Origin of the sequence: Pseudomonas sp. OVF7 (assembly GCF_030644265.1) — a bacterium.
GTDB classification, from domain to species: domain Bacteria; phylum Pseudomonadota; class Gammaproteobacteria; order Pseudomonadales; family Pseudomonadaceae; genus Aquipseudomonas; species Aquipseudomonas gorinensis.
In genome coordinates, this window is sequence record NZ_CP128996.1 from 6,101,529 (window position 1) to 6,120,383 (window position 18,855).

Consider the following 18,855-nt stretch of genomic DNA (forward strand, 5'->3'; position numbering starts at 1 on the left):
TGTGCCAAAGTTAAAGTGTTACCCACACTTAACGGAAGGGAGCGTCCTCATGAAGCTTACGACTGTTTCGGTTGACTTGGCAAAAGCCCTGTTTCAACTTCACGCGATCGACGAACAAGGAAAAACGGCGCTAAGGAAGCAGCTTAAACGTGAACAAGTTGTACCGTTTTTTGCCACGTTAGAGCCGTGCCTGGTGGGCATGGAGGCATGTGGCGGAGCCCACTACTGGGCAAGAAAACTGCAGGCACTTGGTCATACGGTCAAGTTAATGGCACCGAAATTTGTGAAGCCCTATGTGAAGTCGAACAAAAGCGATGTAGCTGACGCAGAAGCAATCTGTGAAGCCGTTACTCGGCCCAACATGCGCTTTGTGCCGATCAAGACGGTAGAGCAACAAGCTATTCTGGCCGTGCATCGCGCACGGCAGGGATTCGTAAAGGCCAGAACGGCACAAGCTAATTCGATTCGTGGACTTCTTGGAGAGTTTGGCGTGGTCTTGCCGCAGGGCATTCGGCATATTACCGAGCGTTTGCCGGGCATTTTGGAAGATCGTGACAACGCTCTTCCTCGATCTTTGCGCCAACTGATGCAGCGTTTGAGTGAGCATTTCAAAGAGCTGGATCGACAGGTCGTCGAGTTGGAACGGGAGATTCAACAATGGCATCGCAGCAATGAAGACAGTTGCCGCCTGGCAGAAATACCAGGAGTCGGCCCGCTCACTGCAACCGCGCTAGTGGCGTCAGTGGGTGATGCGAAGAATTTCACTAATGGTCGGCAAATGGCAGCATGGCTGGGGTTGGTGCCACGACAACATTCCAGCGGAGGAAAGCCCACGTTGTTGGGGATCAGTAAACGGGGCGATGGTTATTTACGCACTTTGCTGGTTCACGGCGCTCGGTCGGTGGTTCGAGTGGTGGAGAGTAAAACAGATCCTTCGGCGGATTGGCTGAAGGGGTTATTGGCTCGTCGGCACACCAACGTTGCAGTTGTTGCTCAGGCTAATAAAACTGTCCGGATAGCCTGGGCACTATTGGCCCATGGCAGCAAGTTCCGAGCCGACTACACCCCTGATGTAACAGGGGCGTAGCCGGCTCGGTGGAATCAAAAAGTGGTGCGTTAGAGGGAGTATTTCCAAGGTTGCTCAGGCGATCATGACGTGATGGCAAGACAGGTAGGACCGGGATCGGGTAACTCTGCTCCGCTCACAGCGCTTCGAGCGCGTTGTGGTGATAAGAGCCCGATCAGCGAATTCCATCAGGGACAGAGGCATAGCCTCACTTAAAGTCCGGATGTATGGCTGCAACCTTATCCCGTCTGTGTTTTCACGAATTGAGCGCTTGGCATACTGGGGGCGTCCATGTATGAGCGGATGAGAATGCCGCTGCACCGCGACAAGTCTTCGGGCAGCAAAACCGCTGGGCGTTGCGCCAGGTAATCCGGCGATGCCACCAGCACCCGATGGGCGGGGGCCAACTTGCGCGCCACCACGCCCTGGGGCAGTTCAAAACCACCGCCGATGGCGGCATCGAAGCCCTGGCCGATCAGGTCGACCTGGCGGTTATCGAAATGCCAGTCCGGGCGGATATCCGGAAAGCGCTGCATAAACGCCCCCAGCAGCGGCACCACATAGCGGTTGCCAAATACCGTGCCCATGCTGACCTTGAGCGTGCCCACCGGCCGCCCTTCGGCGCTGGCCAGGTTGGCCACGGCGTTCTGGATGGTGGTGAGGCTGCCGCTGACCTCTTCGAGGAACAGCTTGCCGGCTTCGGTCAAGGCCAGGCGGCGGGTGCTGCGCTGAAACAGACGCACACCGAGGCGCACTTCCAGTTTGGCGACGCTTTTTCCTACCGCTGCCGGGGTCAGGCTCAAGTGCCGGGCCGCTTCGGCAAAGCTGCCGCCTTCGGCGCTGCGCACAAAGCATTCGATACTTCCAAAGCTCTCCATATCGCCCACTCTAAACTTTTGGTTTACACAGACTATAGCAATCACCGTCTACCGGCATGGGCAGGCGAGGTCGATACTCGGTCCCATCAACAAGGCATACCGCCTTGGACCCGTTGGAGATCGACATGACCACCCACAACCTCAGCGGCAAAGTTGCCTTGATTCAAGGCGGTTCCCGTGGCATCGGCGCTGCCATCGTCAAGCGCCTGGCGGCGCAGGGCGCAGCCGTCGCGTTTACCTACGTCAGCTCGGCCGCCAAGGCTGAGGAACTGCAAAACGATGTGCTCAGCACAGGCGGCAAGGCCCTGGCGATCCATGCCGACAGTGCCGATGCGGCAGCGATTCGCAATGCCGTGAATGCCACCGTCAAAGCGTTTGGCCGCCTGGATATCCTGGTGAACAACGCTGGCGTACTGGCCATCGCACCGCTGGAAGACTTCAAGCTGGAAGACTTCGACCAGACGTTGGCGATCAACGTGCGCAGTGTGTTTATCGCGACCCAGGAAGCCGCCAAGCATATGGGCGAAGGTGGCCGGGTGATCAACATCGGCAGCACCAACGCCGAGCGCATGCCGTTTGGCGGGGGTGGGCCATACGCGATGAGCAAGGCCGCGCTGGTCGGCTTGACCAAAGGGTTGGCGCGAGACCTGGGGCCACGTGGGATCACCATCAATAATGTGCAACCGGGGCCGGTGGACACCGACATGAACCCGGCGAACAGCGAATTCGCCGAGAGCCTGATCGGGTTGATGGCGGTCGGGCGTTATGGGCATGTGGAAGAGATTGCCAGCTTTGTGGCGTATCTGGCCGGGCCTGAAGCCGGGTATATCACCGGTGCCAGCCTGACTATCGACGGTGGGTTCAGCGCCTGATTTTCTGAAGCCCTGCAAAACCAAATGAGGGAGAGGGAGCGACGATTCGACGTGCTCCCTCTTCTCAATAAAGTAACTTATTGATTCTTAAGTATTAAATTTTTCACTAAGCGACCGATTTTTGTGGCGAGCGGGCTTGTTGTGGTGAGCGGGCTTGCCCCGCGTTGGGCTGCGAAGCGGCCCCAATAAGGCTACCGCGTTTATCCAGGCATATTGAATTGCCAGGTTTTGGGGCTGCTTCGCAGCCCAACGCGGGGCAAGCCCGCTCGCCACAACAAGCCCGTTCACCACAACAAGCCCGCTCGCCACAATAGCCCGCTCGCCACAGAGGCAGTGGGCCCTCCCACCGTTTGATCGTGGTGAATCAGGACATTGGCGGCAAGCCATAGGCCGCCAGGTCAAAGTCCGCGAGTTTGCGGATGATCTGGTCGGCGTGGTGGTACTTGCTGTCGGCCATGGCTTCATCAGGCACGGCGATGGCGGTCATGCGCGCGGCTTTTGCAGCGGTGACGCCGAACGGTGAGTCTTCGAACACCAGGCAGTCCTGTGGCGCGATACCCAGGCGGCGGGCGGCGGTGAGGAAGATGTCCGGCGCAGGTTTGGCGGCACCGACTTCCGGGTCGTCAGCGGTGACGATGGTGCCGAACAGGCTGAACCACTCGCGGTGCAGGGTGGTTTTATGGCCAAACGAATTGCGCGACGAACTGGTGCCCACGGCAATCGGAATATTGTGCGCCTTCAAGTGCCGCACCAACGCCTCGGCACCGGGCATGCCCAGGGCCCTGGGGAACCGCTCGCTCATCAGCGGTTCACGGATTTCGAGGAATTGCGCCGATGTGATCGGCAAGTCCAGCGCCTTGACCACATAGTCGGCCAGGTCCTGGGCGCCTCGCCCGATGATGTGCTGCTTGATCCCCCAGTCATAGGTACGGCCGTAGCGTTCGGCGATGATCTGCGTCACTTCGGTGTAGATGCCTTCTGTATCCAGCAGCAAACCGTCCATATCGAAAATGACGGCCTTGATCGGAGCGGCGGTACGCGGTGCATTCATCACTACAGATCCTTGGGGGGAAGGACTAAAAGGATTCAGCACAATAACGGCCCCCCTTGCCAGCAGGCAACCCTTTAGACTGTGGGGCCCTCCTTTTGAAGTGCCCGTGATGCTCTACCGTCTGGCCGCCGACAGCCTGGTGCTGTTCCATCTGTCCTTCATTGTGTTCGTGCTGTTCGGCGGGTTGCTCGCCCTCAAGTGGCGTGGGGTGCTGTGGCTGCATGGACCTGCGGTCGCCTGGGGCATTGCGGTGGAGGTGTTCCACCTGCCGTGTCCGCTGACCCGCTGGGAAAACCTGTTTCGCCACCTGGCCGGGCAAGACGGCTATGGCGGTGGCTTTATCGAGCATTACATCCTGACGCTGATCTACCCCGCCGGCCTGACGCCGAACATTCAACTGGTGTTGGGCGCCGTGGTGGTGCTGGTCAACCTTGCGGTGTATGTGCGCCTGACCAGGCGGGCGTAGGCAAGCAACCCAAGCCCTCCAATGTGGCCTCTACTGCCTGCTCCAGCGGGGTGTGGGGCTCGTGGCCGAGGGTCGCCAGCAAGCGCTGGTTATCCAGGCGCAACGGGGTGTGCCACAGGTAGCGCATCTCCTGCATCTCGCGCACGGTCACGACAAAGGGCATCGCCAACGTCAACAGCCACCAGGGGAACGCGCCGACCTGGGGTTGCTGGCCTGTCCGGCGCAACACCACGCGCTGGATCGCCTGGGTCATCTGCGTGCCATCCGTATCCACATGCCCGGCCATATGAAAACAGGCGAAGGCGTCGAGGGTCGCGCGGCGCTCGATCAACTCCAACACGGTACGCGCCACATCCGGCAGGTAGGCCCATTGATGAGCCACCCCAGGGGCACCGGGATAGCTGACGCGGCGTACGGGTTTGCCGGGTTTGACCAACCCTTGGGCAAACCAGTTATTGGCCAGCCGGGTACCGAAAAAGTCACCGGCGCGCACGATCAACACCCGGGCGCCCTGCTGGGACGCCTCCCGTAAACGTTGCTCAAGCTGGACCCGGATCGTGCCCTTGCGAGTCTGCGGGTGCTGGGGCGAGTCTTCGTGCAACACGGGAAACGCATCCGGCCCGAAGTTGTAGACCGTACCGGGCAGTACGATGGTGGCACCTTCGGCGATGGCGGCGGCGATGCTGTTGTCGATCATCGGCAGCACCTGCTCGGCCCAATGGCGGTAGCCCGGCGGGTTGACCCCGTGGACGATCACCGCGCAACCACGGGCGGCCGCGATCACCGCCGCGCGATCAAGGGCATCGCCCTTGAGCCAGGTAAGGGCGGGATTCTGGCGACGGGCCTTGTCGACATCCCGGGTCAACGCACACACCTCCCAGCCCGCCGCGCTCAACTGCCGCGCCACTTCGCCGCCAATGCCACCGGTGGCACCCAATACCAGAACCTTGCTCATCATCCTCTCCCACAGTGGTTGGTGAGGCCATTGTGTGCGCGGCCCTGCTATAGATAAATTGCCGAAGACCATCCAGTCGCTATACATTTATGCATGGCATCAAGCATTGGATGGGAGCTTTACCGGTCGTTCCTCGGGGTACTCAAGGAGGGGTCGCTGTCAGGGGCCGCGCGGCTGCTTGGCATTACACAGCCCACGGTCGGTCGGCACATCGCTGCGCTGGAAAGTGCCCTGGGCGTGGTGCTGTTCACCCGCTCCCCCACGGGCTTACTGCCCACCGCGGTAGCCCACACCTTGCGCGCCCATGCCGAAACCATGGAGCGCACCGCCGCCGCCCTTGAGCGCGCCGCGTCATCCCAGGGCGACGAAGTGCGCGGCGTGGTGCGCGTGTCGGCCAGCGAAGTGGTCGGCGTGGAAGTGCTGCCGTCGATCATCACGCACTTGCGCCGGCAGCACCCGCATCTCAAGGTCGAACTGGTACTGACCAACCGCCTCAGCGACCTGCTGCAACTGGAAGCCGACATCGCCGTGCGCATGGTGCGCCCAAGCCAGGAACAACTGCTGGCACAGCGCATCGGCCTGATCGAAGTCGGCCTGCACGCCCGCGACGATTACCTGCAACAACACGGCATACCACAGGTATTGAAAGACCTCACCGACCATTCGGTGATCGGCTACGACCAGGCCAACGCGTTTATCCGCAGCGTGGCCATCACCGGCTTCGAACGCAGCGACTTTGCCTTCAGCAGCGACAGCGACCTGGCCCAACTGGCCCTGATCCGCGCCGGCGCCGGTATCGGTGGATGCCAGGTGCAACTGGCCAAACGAGACCCGCGCTTGCGGCGCGTATTGCCGCAGGCCTTCGCGCTGAAACTCGACACCTGGGTGACCATGCATGAAGACCTGCGCAACAGCCCGCGCTGCCGGGTCACATTCGATGCCCTCGTGCAGGGTTTGCAGCGTTACGTACAGGATTGAGACAGCTTCACTGGTAAAGAATCAGACTCCCTCACTCCCTTCATAGACGCCCCCATGTCCGAAGCCTTCGAAGTCCCCAGCCCCCACGAAAAACACATCGAACACACCACTGAACATGCCCACGGACGCGGCGACAGTTTCGCCAGCCGCATCGCCGTGATGACCGCCCTGATGGCCACCTTGGGTGCCATGCTCAGCTACCAGGCCGGCTCCACCGAAAGCGAAGCGGCGATGGACAAGAACAACGCCGCCATCATCAAGACCGAAGCCGCCAACCAATGGAACTACTACCAGGCCAAATCCAGCCGGCAAAACCTGGCGGAACTGGCCACCCATATTCCTGGTGTGGACGCCGCGCACTACAAGGATGAGATCGAGCGCTACAGGAACCAGAAGGAAGAAGTGCGCAAGCAGGCCGAGAAACTCGAAGCGACCTCGAAAGCCTGGGATGAAAAATCCGAACAGGCACTGCACCAGCATCACCGCTGGGCCCAAGCGATGACCGCGATCCAGATCGCGATCTCGTTGGCGGCGATCACGTTGTTGACGAGGAAAGAGTGGTTGAAGCGGCTGTCGTATACGGCAGCGGGTGTGGCGATGCTGCTGGGGAGCCTGGCCTGGTTGCATGTCTGAGGGGCATAAAAACCTTGCGAGTGCTGTCGCGCAGTAAACCGCCCCTCCCCCGTGGCAAGCGAGCCTGTTGTGGCGAGCGGGCTTGCCCCGCGTTGGGCTGCGAAGCAGCCCCAATAAGGCCACCGCGTTTATCCAGGCATATTAAATCGCCAGGTTTTGGGGCCGCTTCGCAGCCCAACGCGGGGCAAGCCCGCTCGCCACAACAGGCCCGATCACCACAATAAGCCCTCTCAACACAACAGGCCCGCCACACAAATTCGGTCGTTTTATGCTTGAGAAGATTACGGCCTCGTTGACGCTTGACTCATCAACCCCAGCAGGTGATTTCGACAGAAAACGTCGTCGCACAGCCCCTTTGCGCTTTGGCTCTGCCTGCGAGTCGCTATATAGTTAAACGCATAACGCCTGATGCTATTCAACTCGAGGGGAACACCGGTGTCCGCACAACCCAAAGAAGCCGTGGGCGCCGCCTACAGCATCGAATCCATGCGCTACGCCCAGGCCATGACCTGGCAAGCCATCGAACACCTTTCACAGCGCATCCGCCCCGGTATGCTCGAGTCCCAAGCGCGTGAACTGGGCAAGCAAGTGCTCGCCGACCTGAACATGCAACGCATCTGGCACCCGCTGCTGGTGCGCTTCGGCGCCAACACCCTCAAGACCTTCAAGCAACGCTCCGAAGGCGACCCGGTGCTGGGCGACAACGATATCTTCTTCATCGACATGGGCGCCGTGTGGCAAGGCCACGAAGGTGACGCCGGCGCGACATTCGCCACCGGCACCGACCCGGACATGATCGCCTGCGCCAGCGCCGCCAAGGAGCTGTTCGACCGCGTACAATCGCGCTGGAAAAACGACCAGGTGGTCGGCCTCGAACTCTACCGCTACGCCGAAGAACAAGCGCGCGCCATGGGCTGGCGGTTGAACCTGGACATCAAGGGCCACCGTGTCAGCGACTTTCCCCACGCCATTCATCGTGGCGGCGACCTGGGTGATTTCGAGCACTGTCCGAATGCCGGGTTGTGGATTCTCGAGATCCAGATCGCCCACCCGACCCAACCCTACGGCGCCTTCTACGAAGACCTGCTCGCCTGACCCTTCAAGGAACAGAAATGGAACGCTCAACCGAATTTCCCGTGCTGTTGTTTTCCTACGGCACCTTGCAGGACAAAGCCGTACAACTGGCTAACTTCGGCCGCGAACTGAGCGGCCATCACGACGCCATGCTGGGCTACTCGCAACGCTGGGTAGAAATCACCGACCCGCACGTCCTGGCCACCAGTGGCAAGACCCATCATCCGATCGTGGCGCCGACCCTCGAGCAAGGCGCCAGCGTCGACGGGATGGTGTTCCAGATCACCGAGCAGGAGCTGGCGGCGGCGGATGCTTACGAAGTGTCGGACTACAAGCGGGTATCGGTGGCGCTGGCCTCGGGCCTCACCGCGTGGGTGTATGTGCAAGCCTGACGCAGGCGCTTTTATTTCAATCTGTTACAGGAGCGATTAAAGTGTCGCCCCCGAGAATTGAATCTCGGGATTCAGCCCATGGAGTTACTCAGTGAAGTACGTCAGTAAAGTGGTTGCAGCAGCTGTTCTCGGTTTCGCCCTCGCAGGTTGCACCGGCACCGCCATCAAATCCCCGCAGTACGACAGCAATCAATACACCGTGCTGGGCCACAGCGAAGCCAGCGCCACCGGCATCATGCTGTTCGGCGTCATCCCGATCGGCCAGAACAGCCGTTTCGTGCGTGCACAGGATGCTGCCATCAAGGCAAAAGGCGGCGACGCGCTGATCAACACACAAGTACAGGAAAAATGGTTCTGGGCTTGGGTGCTGAGCGGTTACACCACCAACATTTCCGGTGATGTGATCAAGCTGAAAAAAGCGCAATAAACCTCACGTTGCTGTATTCGCCCGGGATTTAACCCGAGTGAGCGACGTATCATGGGCCAACCTTCCGAGGATGGCCCATGAACCTCAGTATCGTCTACGCACTCGCCGCCGCCGCGCTGTTCGGCGCCAGCACCCCGCTCGCCAAAAGCCTCGGCCTGGGCCTCTCGCCCATCTTGCTCGCCGGCCTGCTCTACCTCGGCAGCGGTATTGGCCTGAGTGCCGTACGCCTCATCCGTGATCGCGGCTGGAAACCCACCGGCCTGACCGCACCTGAATGGCCCTGGCTGCTCGGTGCCATCGCATTCGGCGGCATCCTCGGCCCCGTGGCCCTGATGTTCGGCCTTACCCGCACCACCGGCTCGACGGCCTCCCTGATGCTCAACCTAGAATCGGTACTGACCGCCGTCATCGCCTGGCTGGTATTCCGGGAAAACGCGGATCGACGCATCGTCCTCGGCATGCTCGCCATCGTGCTGGGCGGCGTCGTGCTGTCATGGCCCGAAGGCGGCGGCCCAAGCCACGACTGGACCGGCCCGCTGGCAGTAGCCGTGGCCTGCCTGTGCTGGGGGATCGATAACAACCTGACGCGCAAGGTGTCGGCGTCGGACGCACTGTTTATCGCCGGCGCCAAGGGGTTGATGGCGGGCCTGGTCAATTGCAGCCTGGCGCTTTATCTCGGCGCGCAGCTACCCAGTGCCGCGCAACTGGGGCCGATCCTGTTGGTCGGCTTCCTGGGCTACGGCATCAGCCTGGTCCTGTTTGTACTGGCACTGCGCGGGCTGGGCAGCGCGCGCACGGGGGCCTATTTCTCGACCGCGCCATTCCTGGGCGCCGCGATTGCGCTGCTGGCGTTGGGGGAGTCGGTGTCAGCGGCCTTCTGGATAGCGTCCGCGCTGATGGCCGTAGGGGTGTGGCTGCACCTGACGGAGCGGCACGCCCATGAGCATCAACATGAAGCGACTGAGCACGGGCATTGGCATGTGCACGATGAACATCACCAGCATGAGCATGGGTTTGAGTGGGATGCGAAGGTGCCACATAGTCATGTGCATATGCATGGTGCGATGAAGCATAGCCATGCACATTTTCCGGATGTGCATCATCGGCATAGGCATTGAAGAGGGGTTGGGGGGCGTGTGATCACGATGTTATCCCCCGACGCCCCACCCCTTTAAGACGGTTGCACCACCACCCGATTACGACCACTTTGCTTGGCCTGGTACAACAACTGGTCAGCCCTCTCCAGCACAGCGGATACCGAATCGCCGCCCGGGCGCCACAGCGCTACGCCAAGCGAAACGGTGATGTGGCCGACCATGTAGATATCTGCCGCTTCGATCGAGGCCCGCAGTCGCTCTGCGACATCCGTGGCCGCCTGCAGCGAACTTCGTTACCTTATATTACTCTCCAAGGATATTACTCTCCAAGGTAATGGCTGAAAGCCAAGCTTTATAAGGGCTCCAGCCCATTCTTCCCTACCGATTACTAAAATTACCCTTTTCCCCACCCCTTGCCTGGAAAATAGCAATGCGCTAACCGTTCTGGCGATTTTTTCCGCACGCTCTCGATGGGTACTCACACCCGAAAACTGATGCCGATACTGTGCAATGTCTCAGGATGCTTGAAACCCAGACAGGCTGGGCCTCACAGTCGTTTTTTGCGTAGGGTTTGACCGCAGCTGGTTGACCCCTGATATGAACGGTTCCGAAAACGAAAACGCCGCCTGCAGCAGGTTTTCACAACCATAGCCCCCGTAAACCGGGCACCTCCTTTGCGTGACCACTCCCCTGCCGTCCCGTGACGCATGTGCAAGGCCACTGCACTTTTTTGCAAAGCCTTGCGCTCTGTGCAATTGCGAAACATCCCCCAGCCCCCGCAGCGGGCTTGGGCGGGGGCACCGTTTGCACCCCAAACCCCGTTTGCACAAAAAAGGGACACAAAGCCCGTCGGCGGGAGGGGGATAAGTGCTTTTCGGATGAGTTTATTCTTTAGAAAGCCTCCACTCGCCGGTACAGCCGTTATCATCAACTCGTGGTCATCATCAGTAAGCCGCTGTCTCTTCGTACAGGGATGTGTGCAACCACACGCTCGCTCAGCTCGCCACCCCCCTGTTTTTTATGAAGTTGATTTTTTTGCCCAATACCGGCCTCTTAGGCATCGCCATTGTGTCAATACCTACTTAAACTCTCAAACCTGCTGCCCGCCCAAGAGCGCGTCAGCCAACGGCTTCAAGGAAGCGCCAATGCAAAATCACCTAATGCCATTCACCTCTGATGGAATTTTTGTGACACTTTCGGGCCATAACGCACTTATAGCAACTAAGCTCACCACTGATAAAATAGACCCAATTAGTAAACACCAAGATCTAAACTTCACAAACATAACTAGTGAAGATAGCAATCGGGCAAGCCTAGCGCATGGACACAACTAAAATGAATGATACCTTAGAAACAGAAAACAAAAGCGCAAAGCACATAAAACACATTTCAGGAGAAATTATAACTACTGCGCGCCAAGTCTCAATAGATATAAAGTCTCGAAATCTGATAATAATTGGTAGAAACGGATCAGGCAAAACCTCATTCTTAAAGTCGTTACACCAGATCCTAATGAACAACATTGACGAGGGACAATTATCACAACTGGAAAACCTCCGAGACCAGCTTAGACAAGCAGAAGAAACACACCAACCTAGAATAAACCCCATAACCAGGATTTCTGGCCACGAATCTACACTTAGCTATTACCGTGAAGCAATAAAAAAAATAACAGAGCCTTTGACCATCTCGTATGTGTCCTCAGACAATTTCGTAAAGGAATATAAGGAAGCACATGCAATTATTCGTTTTTATGAGGCAACGAGAAAGTCTGAAATTCTGAAAGTAACAGCAGCAACGGCACTTACTCCGGAAATGCCTGATTATAAGAAAAAGGAAAACCTAGGACGCAACCTAGAGCAGCACCTAGTTAATCTTGAAGTCAATATTGGCTTAGCTATGAGAAAGGGAAACAAAGAAAAAATACAACGAATAGAAACCTGGTTTAAAGCTTTTGAAAAAAACCTCAAGTTTCTTTTTGAAGACGATTCAATTCACACTGTCTTTGACGATGAGAACTTAGCATTCTCTTTGAAACAAGATAACAGGCCACCCTACAGTTTTCAGAGCTTATCATCTGGCTACCTAGCTATTTTTGAAATATATGCAGACCTTCTCGTGCGAACGGAGTATTTCAGCGTACTTCCTACTGAGTTGAGAGGAGTAGTGTTAATTGACGAGATTGATGCACACCTTCACACATCCTTGCAAAGGAAAATTTTTCCCTTCTTCACAAGATCATTTCCAAACATTCAATTTATCGTAACGACCCACTCGCCGTTCGTGGTCACTTCGATTGATGACGCCCTTATTTACGACATATCGACTGGGCAGGAGTGTGAAGATTTATCTCTATTTTCTTTGGAACACGTGGTGGAAGGAATACTGGGTGTTCCTCCAATATCGCAAAAAATGCAAGATCTCTTACAGGAGCTCACTTCCAAAAGTAACGACGAAAACTTTATTCCCGAGGATATCAATAAATTACTAGAGGCACTGTCTCCACATGCGGACACCCTTGACGATGAGTCTAGAATGTTCTATGAAATAGCCTTAAACAAATATCTGACTAAGAAGCGAGCCAGAAAAAATGTTTAATGTCATACGCCCATCTACCATTCCAGCTTCCCTAGCAGCCAAAAGTAGTTATAGCGCAAAAGACGTTGTGGCATCACTAGACCAAGCCTTTCATAGCAAATGTTATATCTGCGAGACCAAAGACCCTCTTATTTTAAACATTGAACACTTCCGATCTCATCAGGGGTGCGAAAGCAGAATGTATGACTGGAATAATCTATTTTATTCCTGCGGCAGGTGCAACAACTTTAAAAGACACCATTACGATAATATTCTAGACTGTACTGATCCAACATTAAATGTACTTATGTTAGTTCGTCACATCCCTCCAAATACTCCATTCTCAAACATTATAATTGAGGCGACCAACGACGAACCCTCCACCTTGCAAACCGCACATTTACTGAACCGAATTTTCAATGAGGCTGACACCGGAAACAAGTCCATTACGAGCGTCCAGCTCAGAAAGCGGGTTTATAGGAGATATGCAAAAGTAATTCAACACATTAATACATTCATCAATGATGACGAGCTGCCTAGCGCCCGCCAGCTCGCAATCGAACACTTAAAAGCTTTAATGGATGTTAAACAAGAGTATTCAGCTTTTTTAAGGTGGCCCATCATTGAATCACCTGAACTATTTGAAATATTGAACACAGCAATCAACCTTTACGAGGCTCAGCCTTCAACGTGACGGAAGTTAGCTCCGAAGACAGCGCCTCCAACTTAAAAGCATCTTCAATAAACGCCGCAGCAGTTTGCGGCGCTTGCCCTATATTCGTATGAACGTGCTCAGAGAGCTTTATATTAAACTCTCAACAAGACAAATCACATCATTCAGAATTCGAAGAACATTTACGCTAGCGGAACCTATCCAAGTTTTTGGGACCTGAAAGTTTTGGCTAACTTCTGAAATGCTATAACGCAAGCCGTTGATTGCTTCATCCATATCCCCTCCAACTATTGCATTATGTTTTTGTCCGACCACCAAGTTGAAGTCTCTCCCAGTCGCCTGGTGTAGATCATCCATCGCCACCAGACTGGCAAATCCCCCCGACAGCAGCTTGAGTGCCCCCAGCGCCTCGATCTTCTTGATCCCGCCCACCGATTCGGTTGAATGGTCGTCCACCGTCCGGGTGTGGCTCTGGAAGCTCTCAGTGTTCTGCATCGCCTCCACTTCCCGCTCGATCGCCTTGTCTTGGATCTTGCCGTCCGTTTGGCGCAGCCACTTACCATCGGTGTCGACGCGCTGCTGGCAGGCCTCGCTGTGCTGCCACACCTGGTCACCCTTCAGTACCCGGGGCAGGCTCAGGCCGTGCGGCAGGATCTGCGTGATAAAGGGCTTGTGCGGCAGGCCATAGGCAAAGCTTACCACCACGGTGGTACCCTCCTCCGGGAAGCCGAACATGCCCGCCTCTTGCCCACCCATCGGCGCCGGCAGCGGGAGGCCAGTCAGGATCAGAAGCCCAGGATCCGGTTCGCCATCGGGCAGCAGCACTTCCACGTCGACGCCAAAGCGCGGCCGGAAGTCGTCGCACAGACCAGGTGCGGCCGGTGCATCGGGCACGGCCACCACGCGGCCAAAGTGTGGCAGGTGGTAGCCGTCGGTCAGTTCGGGGAATTGCCGCTCTACGCTGCGACAGATTGCGTCGTCCATTTACTCGCCATTTGATTGCCGGCAAGGGTCACGCTGGTGATCCTCTCGCCCTGGTTGATGGTTGCACCTGGGCGCAGTCCTGGAAGGGCCGCGATCATTGCGCTCTGGTTGCCCTGGTAGCCGTCGAACAGTTCTACCGGCAGCTGCAGCGGCGAGCGGATGCCAAAGAAGCTGTCGGCCCAACTGCCCACAAATACTTCGCCGTCACCCTGCTGCTGCCAGATAAAGTCGGGGATGCTGAACACGCTGGCCAGGCTGTCCATGGCCAGGTAACCGGCAGCCAGGCTATAGAAGAACGGCGCCTTGGCCTGGGCATAGGCCCTGTCCGGCACGCGAAAGCGCAGACCGGTCTTGTCGCTGACCTCGGCCAAGACGCCCTGCAGGTCGACATGGCGCAGGTTCAACGGCATAGGCTGCGACAGGATTTCCGCCAGTTCACGGCAGACCAGGATCTGCTGCACGCTGTTGATCGCCGTGGAGCGCTCAACAAAGCCGATGAAGTGGCGCTGCAGCGTGTTGTCGTTGTAGCCGATATCGAGCGTCACCAGACCTTTGACCGGCCCTTCTGCCTGGATGGTGAAGGTCTCCCGGCCGGGGCTTTTGATCTCCAACCGTACTTCGTCTTTGATCAGCGAGTACCTGGTACACAAAACCCCTAAATCAAAAACCCGCCTCGAAAATCTCAGCCAGATGGCCAACACCCTGGGCGAACTGAGCGAAACGGGCGCCGCCGTCGTCGCCCAACTGCTCGCCAAGCCGACAACCCGGGGTGTATCACGCAATGTCTAACAATCCTGCAGCAACACCAGCGCGGCGCTTCCCATGGAACATTGACTACACCAGCCTTTGCGATCAGTGCGGCAGGTGGCGCGCCCAAGGTAACCATGACAAGTGCAGTCAGCGGCGCCAGCTGCAGAACGCGCATCTACGCAACCACAAGCCCAAAGGGTAAGCCGCGTCCACAAGAAGATGCGCTACCAGATACTTGGCCCGGAAACGGGCCTTTTTGTTTCCGATCGTCAGACTGTCGATACACAAGCACAGCTTTAGGGGTTTACATGAGTGGGGTCGAAGCTCGCGGGAAGTCCGTGAGAATCTATTTTCAATACAACGGGGAGAAATGCCGGGAAGCAATCCCGGGCGGCAACACGCCGGCCAACGTGGCCCAGGCTAAGCGCATGGTTGAAATCATCGAGTACGAGATTCAGGCCGGCACCTTCGATTACGCACGGCACTTTCCCAACTCGGTCAAGTTGGTGGAAAACACATTCGGCCATTACCTGGACTTGTGGTTGAAGATCAAAGCTAACAGCGTCGCGGCTTCCAGCTATCGGGGTTACGCCAACAAAGCGGAGGTTCACGTACGGCCGCGCTGGGGGAAGGTACAGATCCAAAATATCGACCACCTGGACCTGCAGGAATGGATACAGGTAACACTGTCGAAAACGCTCAAAAACAAGACCATCCGCGACATCATCAGCAACGTCCGCCAGGTGTTCCGGCTCTATCGCACCAGGATGAAAGTCGCGCATGACCCGACCGAGGGTTTAATGGTGCGACTGCCAGATCCCGAGGCACCCGACCCGTTCACCAGGGCGGAAATCAAACAGATCCTGGAAACCCATACCAACCGCACGCAAGAACTGTTGATGGTTCAGTTCATGATATGGGCCGGCCCCCGGGTGTCCGAGACCATTGCCCTGGCCTGGGAGGATGTCGACCTGGAGCAAGGCACGGTGACGTTCCGTCGGTCCAAGGTGCGAGGGGCTTATCGGGTGACGAAAACCCGTCGATCAACGCGCAAGGTTCGCCTGCTAGCCCCGGCGTGGGATGCGTTGAGGAAGATCGATGCGTTGAATAGAAAAAAGAAGGCGGAAACCGTTGATATTGTTGAGCGGGACAACAAAACCGTCCGGCAACATAAGCTGCACTTTGTTTTCCTGAATACGAAAAGCGGCCTGCCGCACGTCAGCGACTTCGTGGTGCGGGACAGGTTTTTCAAGGCTCACTTGCTCGCGGCCGGGGTTCGATATCGTGGACCTGGTCAGTGCCGGCACACGTACGCCAGCCAGTTGCTGACCACAGGGATAGCGTCGATCGACTGGATCGCTGAACAGATGGGACATACCAACGGGAACATGATTCGTCAGCACTATGGGACGTGGATCAATGAGGATGGTCCGCATGTCGTAGGGATGCTGCAGCTTGCATTGAATCTCTAGATGTCGTGGCGCTGCATCGAGGCAAGCAAATATCGCGAGGCTGAAACCTATTTACAACACAAAAATAAGCAAAAAGCAGTCTACTCGCGGATAGACAGAATAGACGCTATGCCTTTCAGCTTAATTTGACTACATTAGGCGCCAGCAAGAATGATGGCTTACGGCCAGTCAAGGCCGGTACTCAAGGACGTGAGGTGTAAATGAAAGAGCTTAATTTTAAGATTTCATACAGCGGTGGAAGCGCGGATCAAGGGCTGCTAGACATTTATGATGCAAGCGTTTCAACGCAGGGATTGGCGAGAGCGCTGTCAGTAACCACGCATGCATTTATAAATGAAGGACAAATTCGAAAGCGAGCTGAGCGAGTTGCAGGCGCCAAAGTCTATTTGCATCCGCCCAAAAATGGTAGCTTCGAAGAGTTGGTTACAATTGTCTTTACAGACCCTGTCGTCCAATTTATCGGGGCAAGCGTAATCACACCTGCATTTTGGGATTTTTTAAAATGGACTTGGTCTGAAGCAATAGGAGGGGAACATATTCCAGAAACTCCGTTCGTAAGGCGGCTTGCAGATAGAGTTGAGCCTCTTATTGGGGAAATTGGCGTTGCGCTTGAGTCACCTATGGCATCACTACATCGTCCCATCCAAAATGCGGCCAACATGGAAATATCCATCTCGCGCCCGAGAGTAGGAGAGATGATCAGGTTAGATCATACAACCATGGCTTACGTATCTATTCGAGATGAAGGCGAGCCTGAAGAGGGAATAATTGGTAACGTCACCAAGTACAATATTCTGAGTGGCTATGGTCGAGTATTTGTAGACGAACTAGATAGAACTATACCATTTGATTTGGATATAGATGTAAGCCCTGCCGAGAAAGAATTTCTTACAAAGTCCAGCCATGATCGAAACAGAGGTCTGGACGGAAAAATCTCATTAAATGCATCAAGAATCTTGACTGGCAGAGGGGAGTTGAAACGTTTCAAAGTCTACGGTGTCGAATGGATAGGAAACATAGATATTTAGTTGTTCAGCGCCAACCATAAAAGGTTGGCGTACTTTATGGAGTTTTCATGAATACGTTAAGCGTACCGCCCGTGCCTACGAACCTCCTAGAAGGGCTTGGTAAACTTGGCAGCGCCATCGTCGGACTTTCTGCATTTGCGTACATTGCCGGCTTTGTAAAGCTAATGTCAATGTACGAAACATTAAATGCAGGCTGGGTTATTGATTTTGCTGTTACACAGGACATTCTCCGCGCAGGGCTTGAGCCATTAGCTATGGTCGGTGTAACTTGTGCTGCGAGCACCTATATTTTCTTTTCTGGAAAATTAGTAACTGCAAAAATAGTAAGCTTCTTACTTCTATCACTCACGTTAATATTTTTAAAATACATGCCAACAGATGAATTAAACAAAGACTGGATGAACAGCTATAAATTTTCAAAATTAATCTGCTACAGCTTATACTTGATTGCGGGAACTCTAGTAACCCTCGCTGTATTTCAAGTCTGCATTCATAAAAAACTCAACACCAAAATTGCGATTTGCTTTTTACTCGGGGCACTTTTCGCCCTGTATATAACTCCTCTTTATCTTGGAAAAGTCTGGGGCAGCTCAATCTTAAACGGAGACATAAAACTGCCAAAAGCCGTAGGGGAACAGTACAAAACAGAGCAATGCTACCTACTAGGAAATATCAACTCAAAGTACGCAGTTGCATGTATTGAGTCGAAAAAAATTGGACGAATTCAATTAATTGAAATCGGGAAAGAACTTTCATTCACAAAATAAAAAAATAAAAACACACAACTACAACTCCAATCTACCGCCCTCAGAATAAACCACATAGAGCACAAAGAGCCAACAAAGGCGGCACCGCCTGAACTTTCTGCCCTTTCAAGTTAAACTAGTAGAACTTACCGATGCCAACGGGTGGTTGTCATATGCGCTCTCTGCGGATAAAACTAATTCCTCCCAATCCCCCTTTCCCAGCGATCTCAGTTCAGCCGCTGCGTTTAGGTACCCCATAGTAATCCCAAAGCGGAAACTCAACTCCGTAACATTCTGGGCTAAGGCTATTTTCTCAATTCGCTGCAACACACGGAGACGGGAGAAAGCTGTGCTGCCTAAATTTTCTAATTGACTCATAAAGATGACTTCCAGTCGATGCTAAGGAAATGGTCAGACCACTGCTACACCTCGCTCGTAGCCGTACTGATTCAAAAACATTCCTTCAGAGTATACAAGCCGATTTTGAGAGTGATGCGAGAAGCGGAACATCACCACCAGTCCCAGATCTGTCCCATATGGCCATTTTTCAGACGCCAGAAACCACAAACCCCCGACTTTCTCTAGGAAAATCAGGGGTTTGTGTTTACTTAATGTGGCGGTGAAGGAGAGATTCGAACTCTCGATACAATTTCTTGTATACACACTTTCCAGGCGTGCTCCTTAAGCCACTCGGACACTTCACCGTATCTCGTCAAACCAGTTCAGTCTGTCGAGG

18 protein-coding genes, 1 tRNA gene and 2 pseudogenes are annotated in these 18,855 nt (G+C 55.3%); 14 read left to right on the top strand and 7 right to left on the bottom strand.

Annotated features, from left to right (window positions below):
- Positions 1-49: 49 nt before the first annotated feature.
- Positions 50-1,087, top strand: coding sequence for an IS110 family transposase (locus tag QU606_RS27645; protein WP_168233670.1), 1,038 nt, complete (start codon positions 50-52; stop codon positions 1,085-1,087).
- A gap of 275 nt (positions 1,088-1,362) precedes the next feature.
- On the opposite strand, the pseudogene QU606_RS27650 reads toward QU606_RS27645, so the two are convergent.
- Positions 1,363-1,944, bottom strand: a pseudogene (locus QU606_RS27650) (LysR family transcriptional regulator); the annotation flags it as partial.
- A 125-nt stretch (positions 1,945-2,069) separates the two neighbouring features.
- On the opposite strand from QU606_RS27650, the gene QU606_RS27655 reads away from it, so the two are divergent.
- Positions 2,070-2,816, top strand: coding sequence for a 3-oxoacyl-ACP reductase family protein (locus QU606_RS27655; protein ID WP_024076904.1), 747 nt, complete (start codon positions 2,070-2,072; stop codon positions 2,814-2,816).
- A 364-nt stretch (positions 2,817-3,180) separates the two neighbouring features.
- Here the strand turns inward: QU606_RS27655 and QU606_RS27660 are convergent, their stop codons facing one another.
- Positions 3,181-3,867, bottom strand: coding sequence for an HAD-IA family hydrolase (locus QU606_RS27660; RefSeq protein ID WP_024076905.1), 687 nt, complete (start codon positions 3,865-3,867; stop codon positions 3,181-3,183).
- A 109-nt stretch (positions 3,868-3,976) separates the two neighbouring features.
- Here QU606_RS27660 and QU606_RS27665 point away from each other — a divergent pair, with 109 nt between their 5' ends.
- Positions 3,977-4,333 (top strand): DUF2784 domain-containing protein, encoded by a 357-nt coding sequence (locus QU606_RS27665; RefSeq protein WP_024076906.1) that lies wholly within the window; start codon positions 3,977-3,979, stop codon positions 4,331-4,333.
- Here the strand turns inward: QU606_RS27665 and QU606_RS27670 are convergent.
- Positions 4,293-5,288: an NAD-dependent epimerase/dehydratase family protein gene (locus QU606_RS27670; protein WP_024076907.1), complete on the bottom strand. Its 996-nt coding sequence runs from the start codon at positions 5,286-5,288 to the stop codon at positions 4,293-4,295. The two genes, QU606_RS27665 and QU606_RS27670, sit on opposite strands and share 41 nt — an antisense overlap.
- A 93-nt stretch (positions 5,289-5,381) precedes the next feature.
- Here QU606_RS27670 and QU606_RS27675 point away from each other — a divergent pair, with 93 nt between their 5' ends.
- From QU606_RS27675 to QU606_RS27700, 6 genes are all read left to right on the top strand, one after another.
- Positions 5,382-6,266, top strand: coding sequence for a LysR family transcriptional regulator (locus QU606_RS27675; RefSeq protein ID WP_024076908.1), 885 nt, complete (start codon positions 5,382-5,384; stop codon positions 6,264-6,266).
- A 54-nt stretch (positions 6,267-6,320) separates the two neighbouring features.
- Positions 6,321-6,899 carry a DUF4337 domain-containing protein gene (locus QU606_RS27680; RefSeq protein WP_024076909.1) on the top strand — a complete coding sequence of 193 codons (579 nt, stop codon included), beginning with the start codon at positions 6,321-6,323 and terminating at the stop codon, positions 6,897-6,899.
- 435 nt (positions 6,900-7,334) lie between these two features.
- Positions 7,335-7,994, top strand: a complete 660-nt coding sequence (locus QU606_RS27685; protein WP_069076755.1) for a M24 family metallopeptidase — start codon at positions 7,335-7,337, stop codon at positions 7,992-7,994.
- 17 nt (positions 7,995-8,011) lie between these two features.
- Positions 8,012-8,365, top strand: coding sequence for a gamma-glutamylcyclotransferase family protein (locus tag QU606_RS27690; RefSeq protein WP_024076911.1), 354 nt, complete (start codon positions 8,012-8,014; stop codon positions 8,363-8,365).
- A 91-nt stretch (positions 8,366-8,456) separates the two neighbouring features.
- Positions 8,457-8,792, top strand: a complete 336-nt coding sequence (locus tag QU606_RS27695) for a hypothetical protein (RefSeq protein WP_024076912.1) — start codon at positions 8,457-8,459, stop codon at positions 8,790-8,792.
- A gap of 77 nt (positions 8,793-8,869) precedes the next feature.
- Positions 8,870-9,910: a DMT family transporter gene (locus QU606_RS27700; protein ID WP_024076913.1), complete on the top strand. Its 1,041-nt coding sequence runs from the start codon at positions 8,870-8,872 to the stop codon at positions 9,908-9,910.
- Between the two features lie 53 nt (positions 9,911-9,963).
- On the opposite strand, the gene QU606_RS27705 is transcribed toward QU606_RS27700, so the two are convergent.
- Complete coding sequence (locus tag QU606_RS27705) at positions 9,964-10,173, bottom strand: diguanylate cyclase (RefSeq protein ID WP_304998656.1); 210 nt, start codon at positions 10,171-10,173, stop codon at positions 9,964-9,966.
- Positions 10,174-11,224: 1,051 nt separating this feature from the next.
- On the opposite strand from QU606_RS27705, the gene QU606_RS27710 reads away from it, so the two are divergent.
- Entirely contained in the window at positions 11,225-12,487 is a 1,263-nt protein-coding gene (locus QU606_RS27710) for an AAA family ATPase (RefSeq protein WP_304997847.1), read from the top strand.
- Positions 12,480-13,160, top strand: coding sequence for a hypothetical protein (locus QU606_RS27715; protein ID WP_304997848.1), 681 nt, complete (start codon positions 12,480-12,482; stop codon positions 13,158-13,160). The genes QU606_RS27710 and QU606_RS27715 overlap by 8 nt, the downstream gene beginning before the upstream one ends.
- Here QU606_RS27715 and QU606_RS27720 read toward each other — a convergent pair.
- Together QU606_RS27720 and QU606_RS27725 are read right to left on the bottom strand one after the other, a co-directional pair.
- A pseudogene (locus QU606_RS27720) lies at positions 13,129-14,123 on the bottom strand (hypothetical protein). The gene QU606_RS27715 and the pseudogene QU606_RS27720 sit on opposite strands and share 32 nt — an antisense overlap.
- Positions 14,096-14,773, bottom strand: a complete 678-nt coding sequence (locus tag QU606_RS27725; protein ID WP_304997849.1) for a hypothetical protein — start codon at positions 14,771-14,773, stop codon at positions 14,096-14,098. Before QU606_RS27725 ends, QU606_RS27720 begins: the two are co-directional and overlap by 28 nt.
- Before the next feature lie 408 nt (positions 14,774-15,181).
- On the opposite strand from QU606_RS27725, the gene QU606_RS27730 reads away from it, so the two are divergent.
- The 3 genes from QU606_RS27730 (at position 15,182) to QU606_RS27740 (ending at position 18,140) form a co-directional block, all read left to right on the top strand.
- Positions 15,182-16,345 carry an Arm DNA-binding domain-containing protein gene (locus QU606_RS27730; RefSeq protein ID WP_304997850.1) on the top strand — a complete coding sequence of 388 codons (1,164 nt, stop codon included), beginning with the start codon at positions 15,182-15,184 and terminating at the stop codon, positions 16,343-16,345.
- Positions 16,346-16,545: 200 nt separating this feature from the next.
- Positions 16,546-17,373 carry a hypothetical protein gene (locus tag QU606_RS27735; protein WP_133714986.1) on the top strand — a complete coding sequence of 276 codons (828 nt, stop codon included), beginning with the start codon at positions 16,546-16,548 and terminating at the stop codon, positions 17,371-17,373.
- A gap of 47 nt (positions 17,374-17,420) precedes the next feature.
- The gene (locus QU606_RS27740) at positions 17,421-18,140 is read left to right on the top strand and encodes a hypothetical protein (protein WP_304997851.1); all 720 of its coding nucleotides are present in this window, start codon (positions 17,421-17,423) and stop codon (positions 18,138-18,140) included.
- 593 nt (positions 18,141-18,733) lie between these two features.
- Here QU606_RS27740 and QU606_RS27745 read toward each other — a convergent pair.
- Positions 18,734-18,823 (bottom strand) — tRNA-Ser (locus QU606_RS27745).
- Positions 18,824-18,855: the final 32 nt, after the last annotated feature.

What these genes read in the sequence shown, in the direction of transcription:
- QU606_RS27645 (WP_168233670.1), top strand. Translation starts at nt 50, where the DNA reads ATGAAGCTTACGACTGTTTCGGTTGACTTGGCAAAAGCCCTGTTTCAA.
- QU606_RS27655 (WP_024076904.1), top strand. Translation starts at nt 2,070, where the DNA reads ATGACCACCCACAACCTCAGCGGCAAAGTTGCCTTGATTCAAGGCGGT.
- QU606_RS27660 (WP_024076905.1), bottom strand. Translation starts at nt 3,867, where the DNA reads ATGAATGCACCGCGTACCGCCGCTCCGATCAAGGCCGTCATTTTCGAT.
- QU606_RS27665 (WP_024076906.1), top strand. Translation starts at nt 3,977, where the DNA reads ATGCTCTACCGTCTGGCCGCCGACAGCCTGGTGCTGTTCCATCTGTCC.
- QU606_RS27670 (WP_024076907.1), bottom strand. Translation starts at nt 5,288, where the DNA reads ATGAGCAAGGTTCTGGTATTGGGTGCCACCGGTGGCATTGGCGGCGAA.
- QU606_RS27675 (WP_024076908.1), top strand. Translation starts at nt 5,382, where the DNA reads ATGGCATCAAGCATTGGATGGGAGCTTTACCGGTCGTTCCTCGGGGTA.
- QU606_RS27680 (WP_024076909.1), top strand. Translation starts at nt 6,321, where the DNA reads ATGTCCGAAGCCTTCGAAGTCCCCAGCCCCCACGAAAAACACATCGAA.
- QU606_RS27690 (WP_024076911.1), top strand. Translation starts at nt 8,012, where the DNA reads ATGGAACGCTCAACCGAATTTCCCGTGCTGTTGTTTTCCTACGGCACC.
- QU606_RS27700 (WP_024076913.1), top strand. Translation starts at nt 8,870, where the DNA reads ATGAACCTCAGTATCGTCTACGCACTCGCCGCCGCCGCGCTGTTCGGC.
- QU606_RS27710 (WP_304997847.1), top strand. Translation starts at nt 11,225, where the DNA reads ATGAATGATACCTTAGAAACAGAAAACAAAAGCGCAAAGCACATAAAA.
- QU606_RS27715 (WP_304997848.1), top strand. Translation starts at nt 12,480, where the DNA reads ATGTTTAATGTCATACGCCCATCTACCATTCCAGCTTCCCTAGCAGCC.
- QU606_RS27730 (WP_304997850.1), top strand. Translation starts at nt 15,182, where the DNA reads ATGAGTGGGGTCGAAGCTCGCGGGAAGTCCGTGAGAATCTATTTTCAA.
- QU606_RS27735 (WP_133714986.1), top strand. Translation starts at nt 16,546, where the DNA reads ATGAAAGAGCTTAATTTTAAGATTTCATACAGCGGTGGAAGCGCGGAT.
- QU606_RS27740 (WP_304997851.1), top strand. Translation starts at nt 17,421, where the DNA reads ATGAATACGTTAAGCGTACCGCCCGTGCCTACGAACCTCCTAGAAGGG.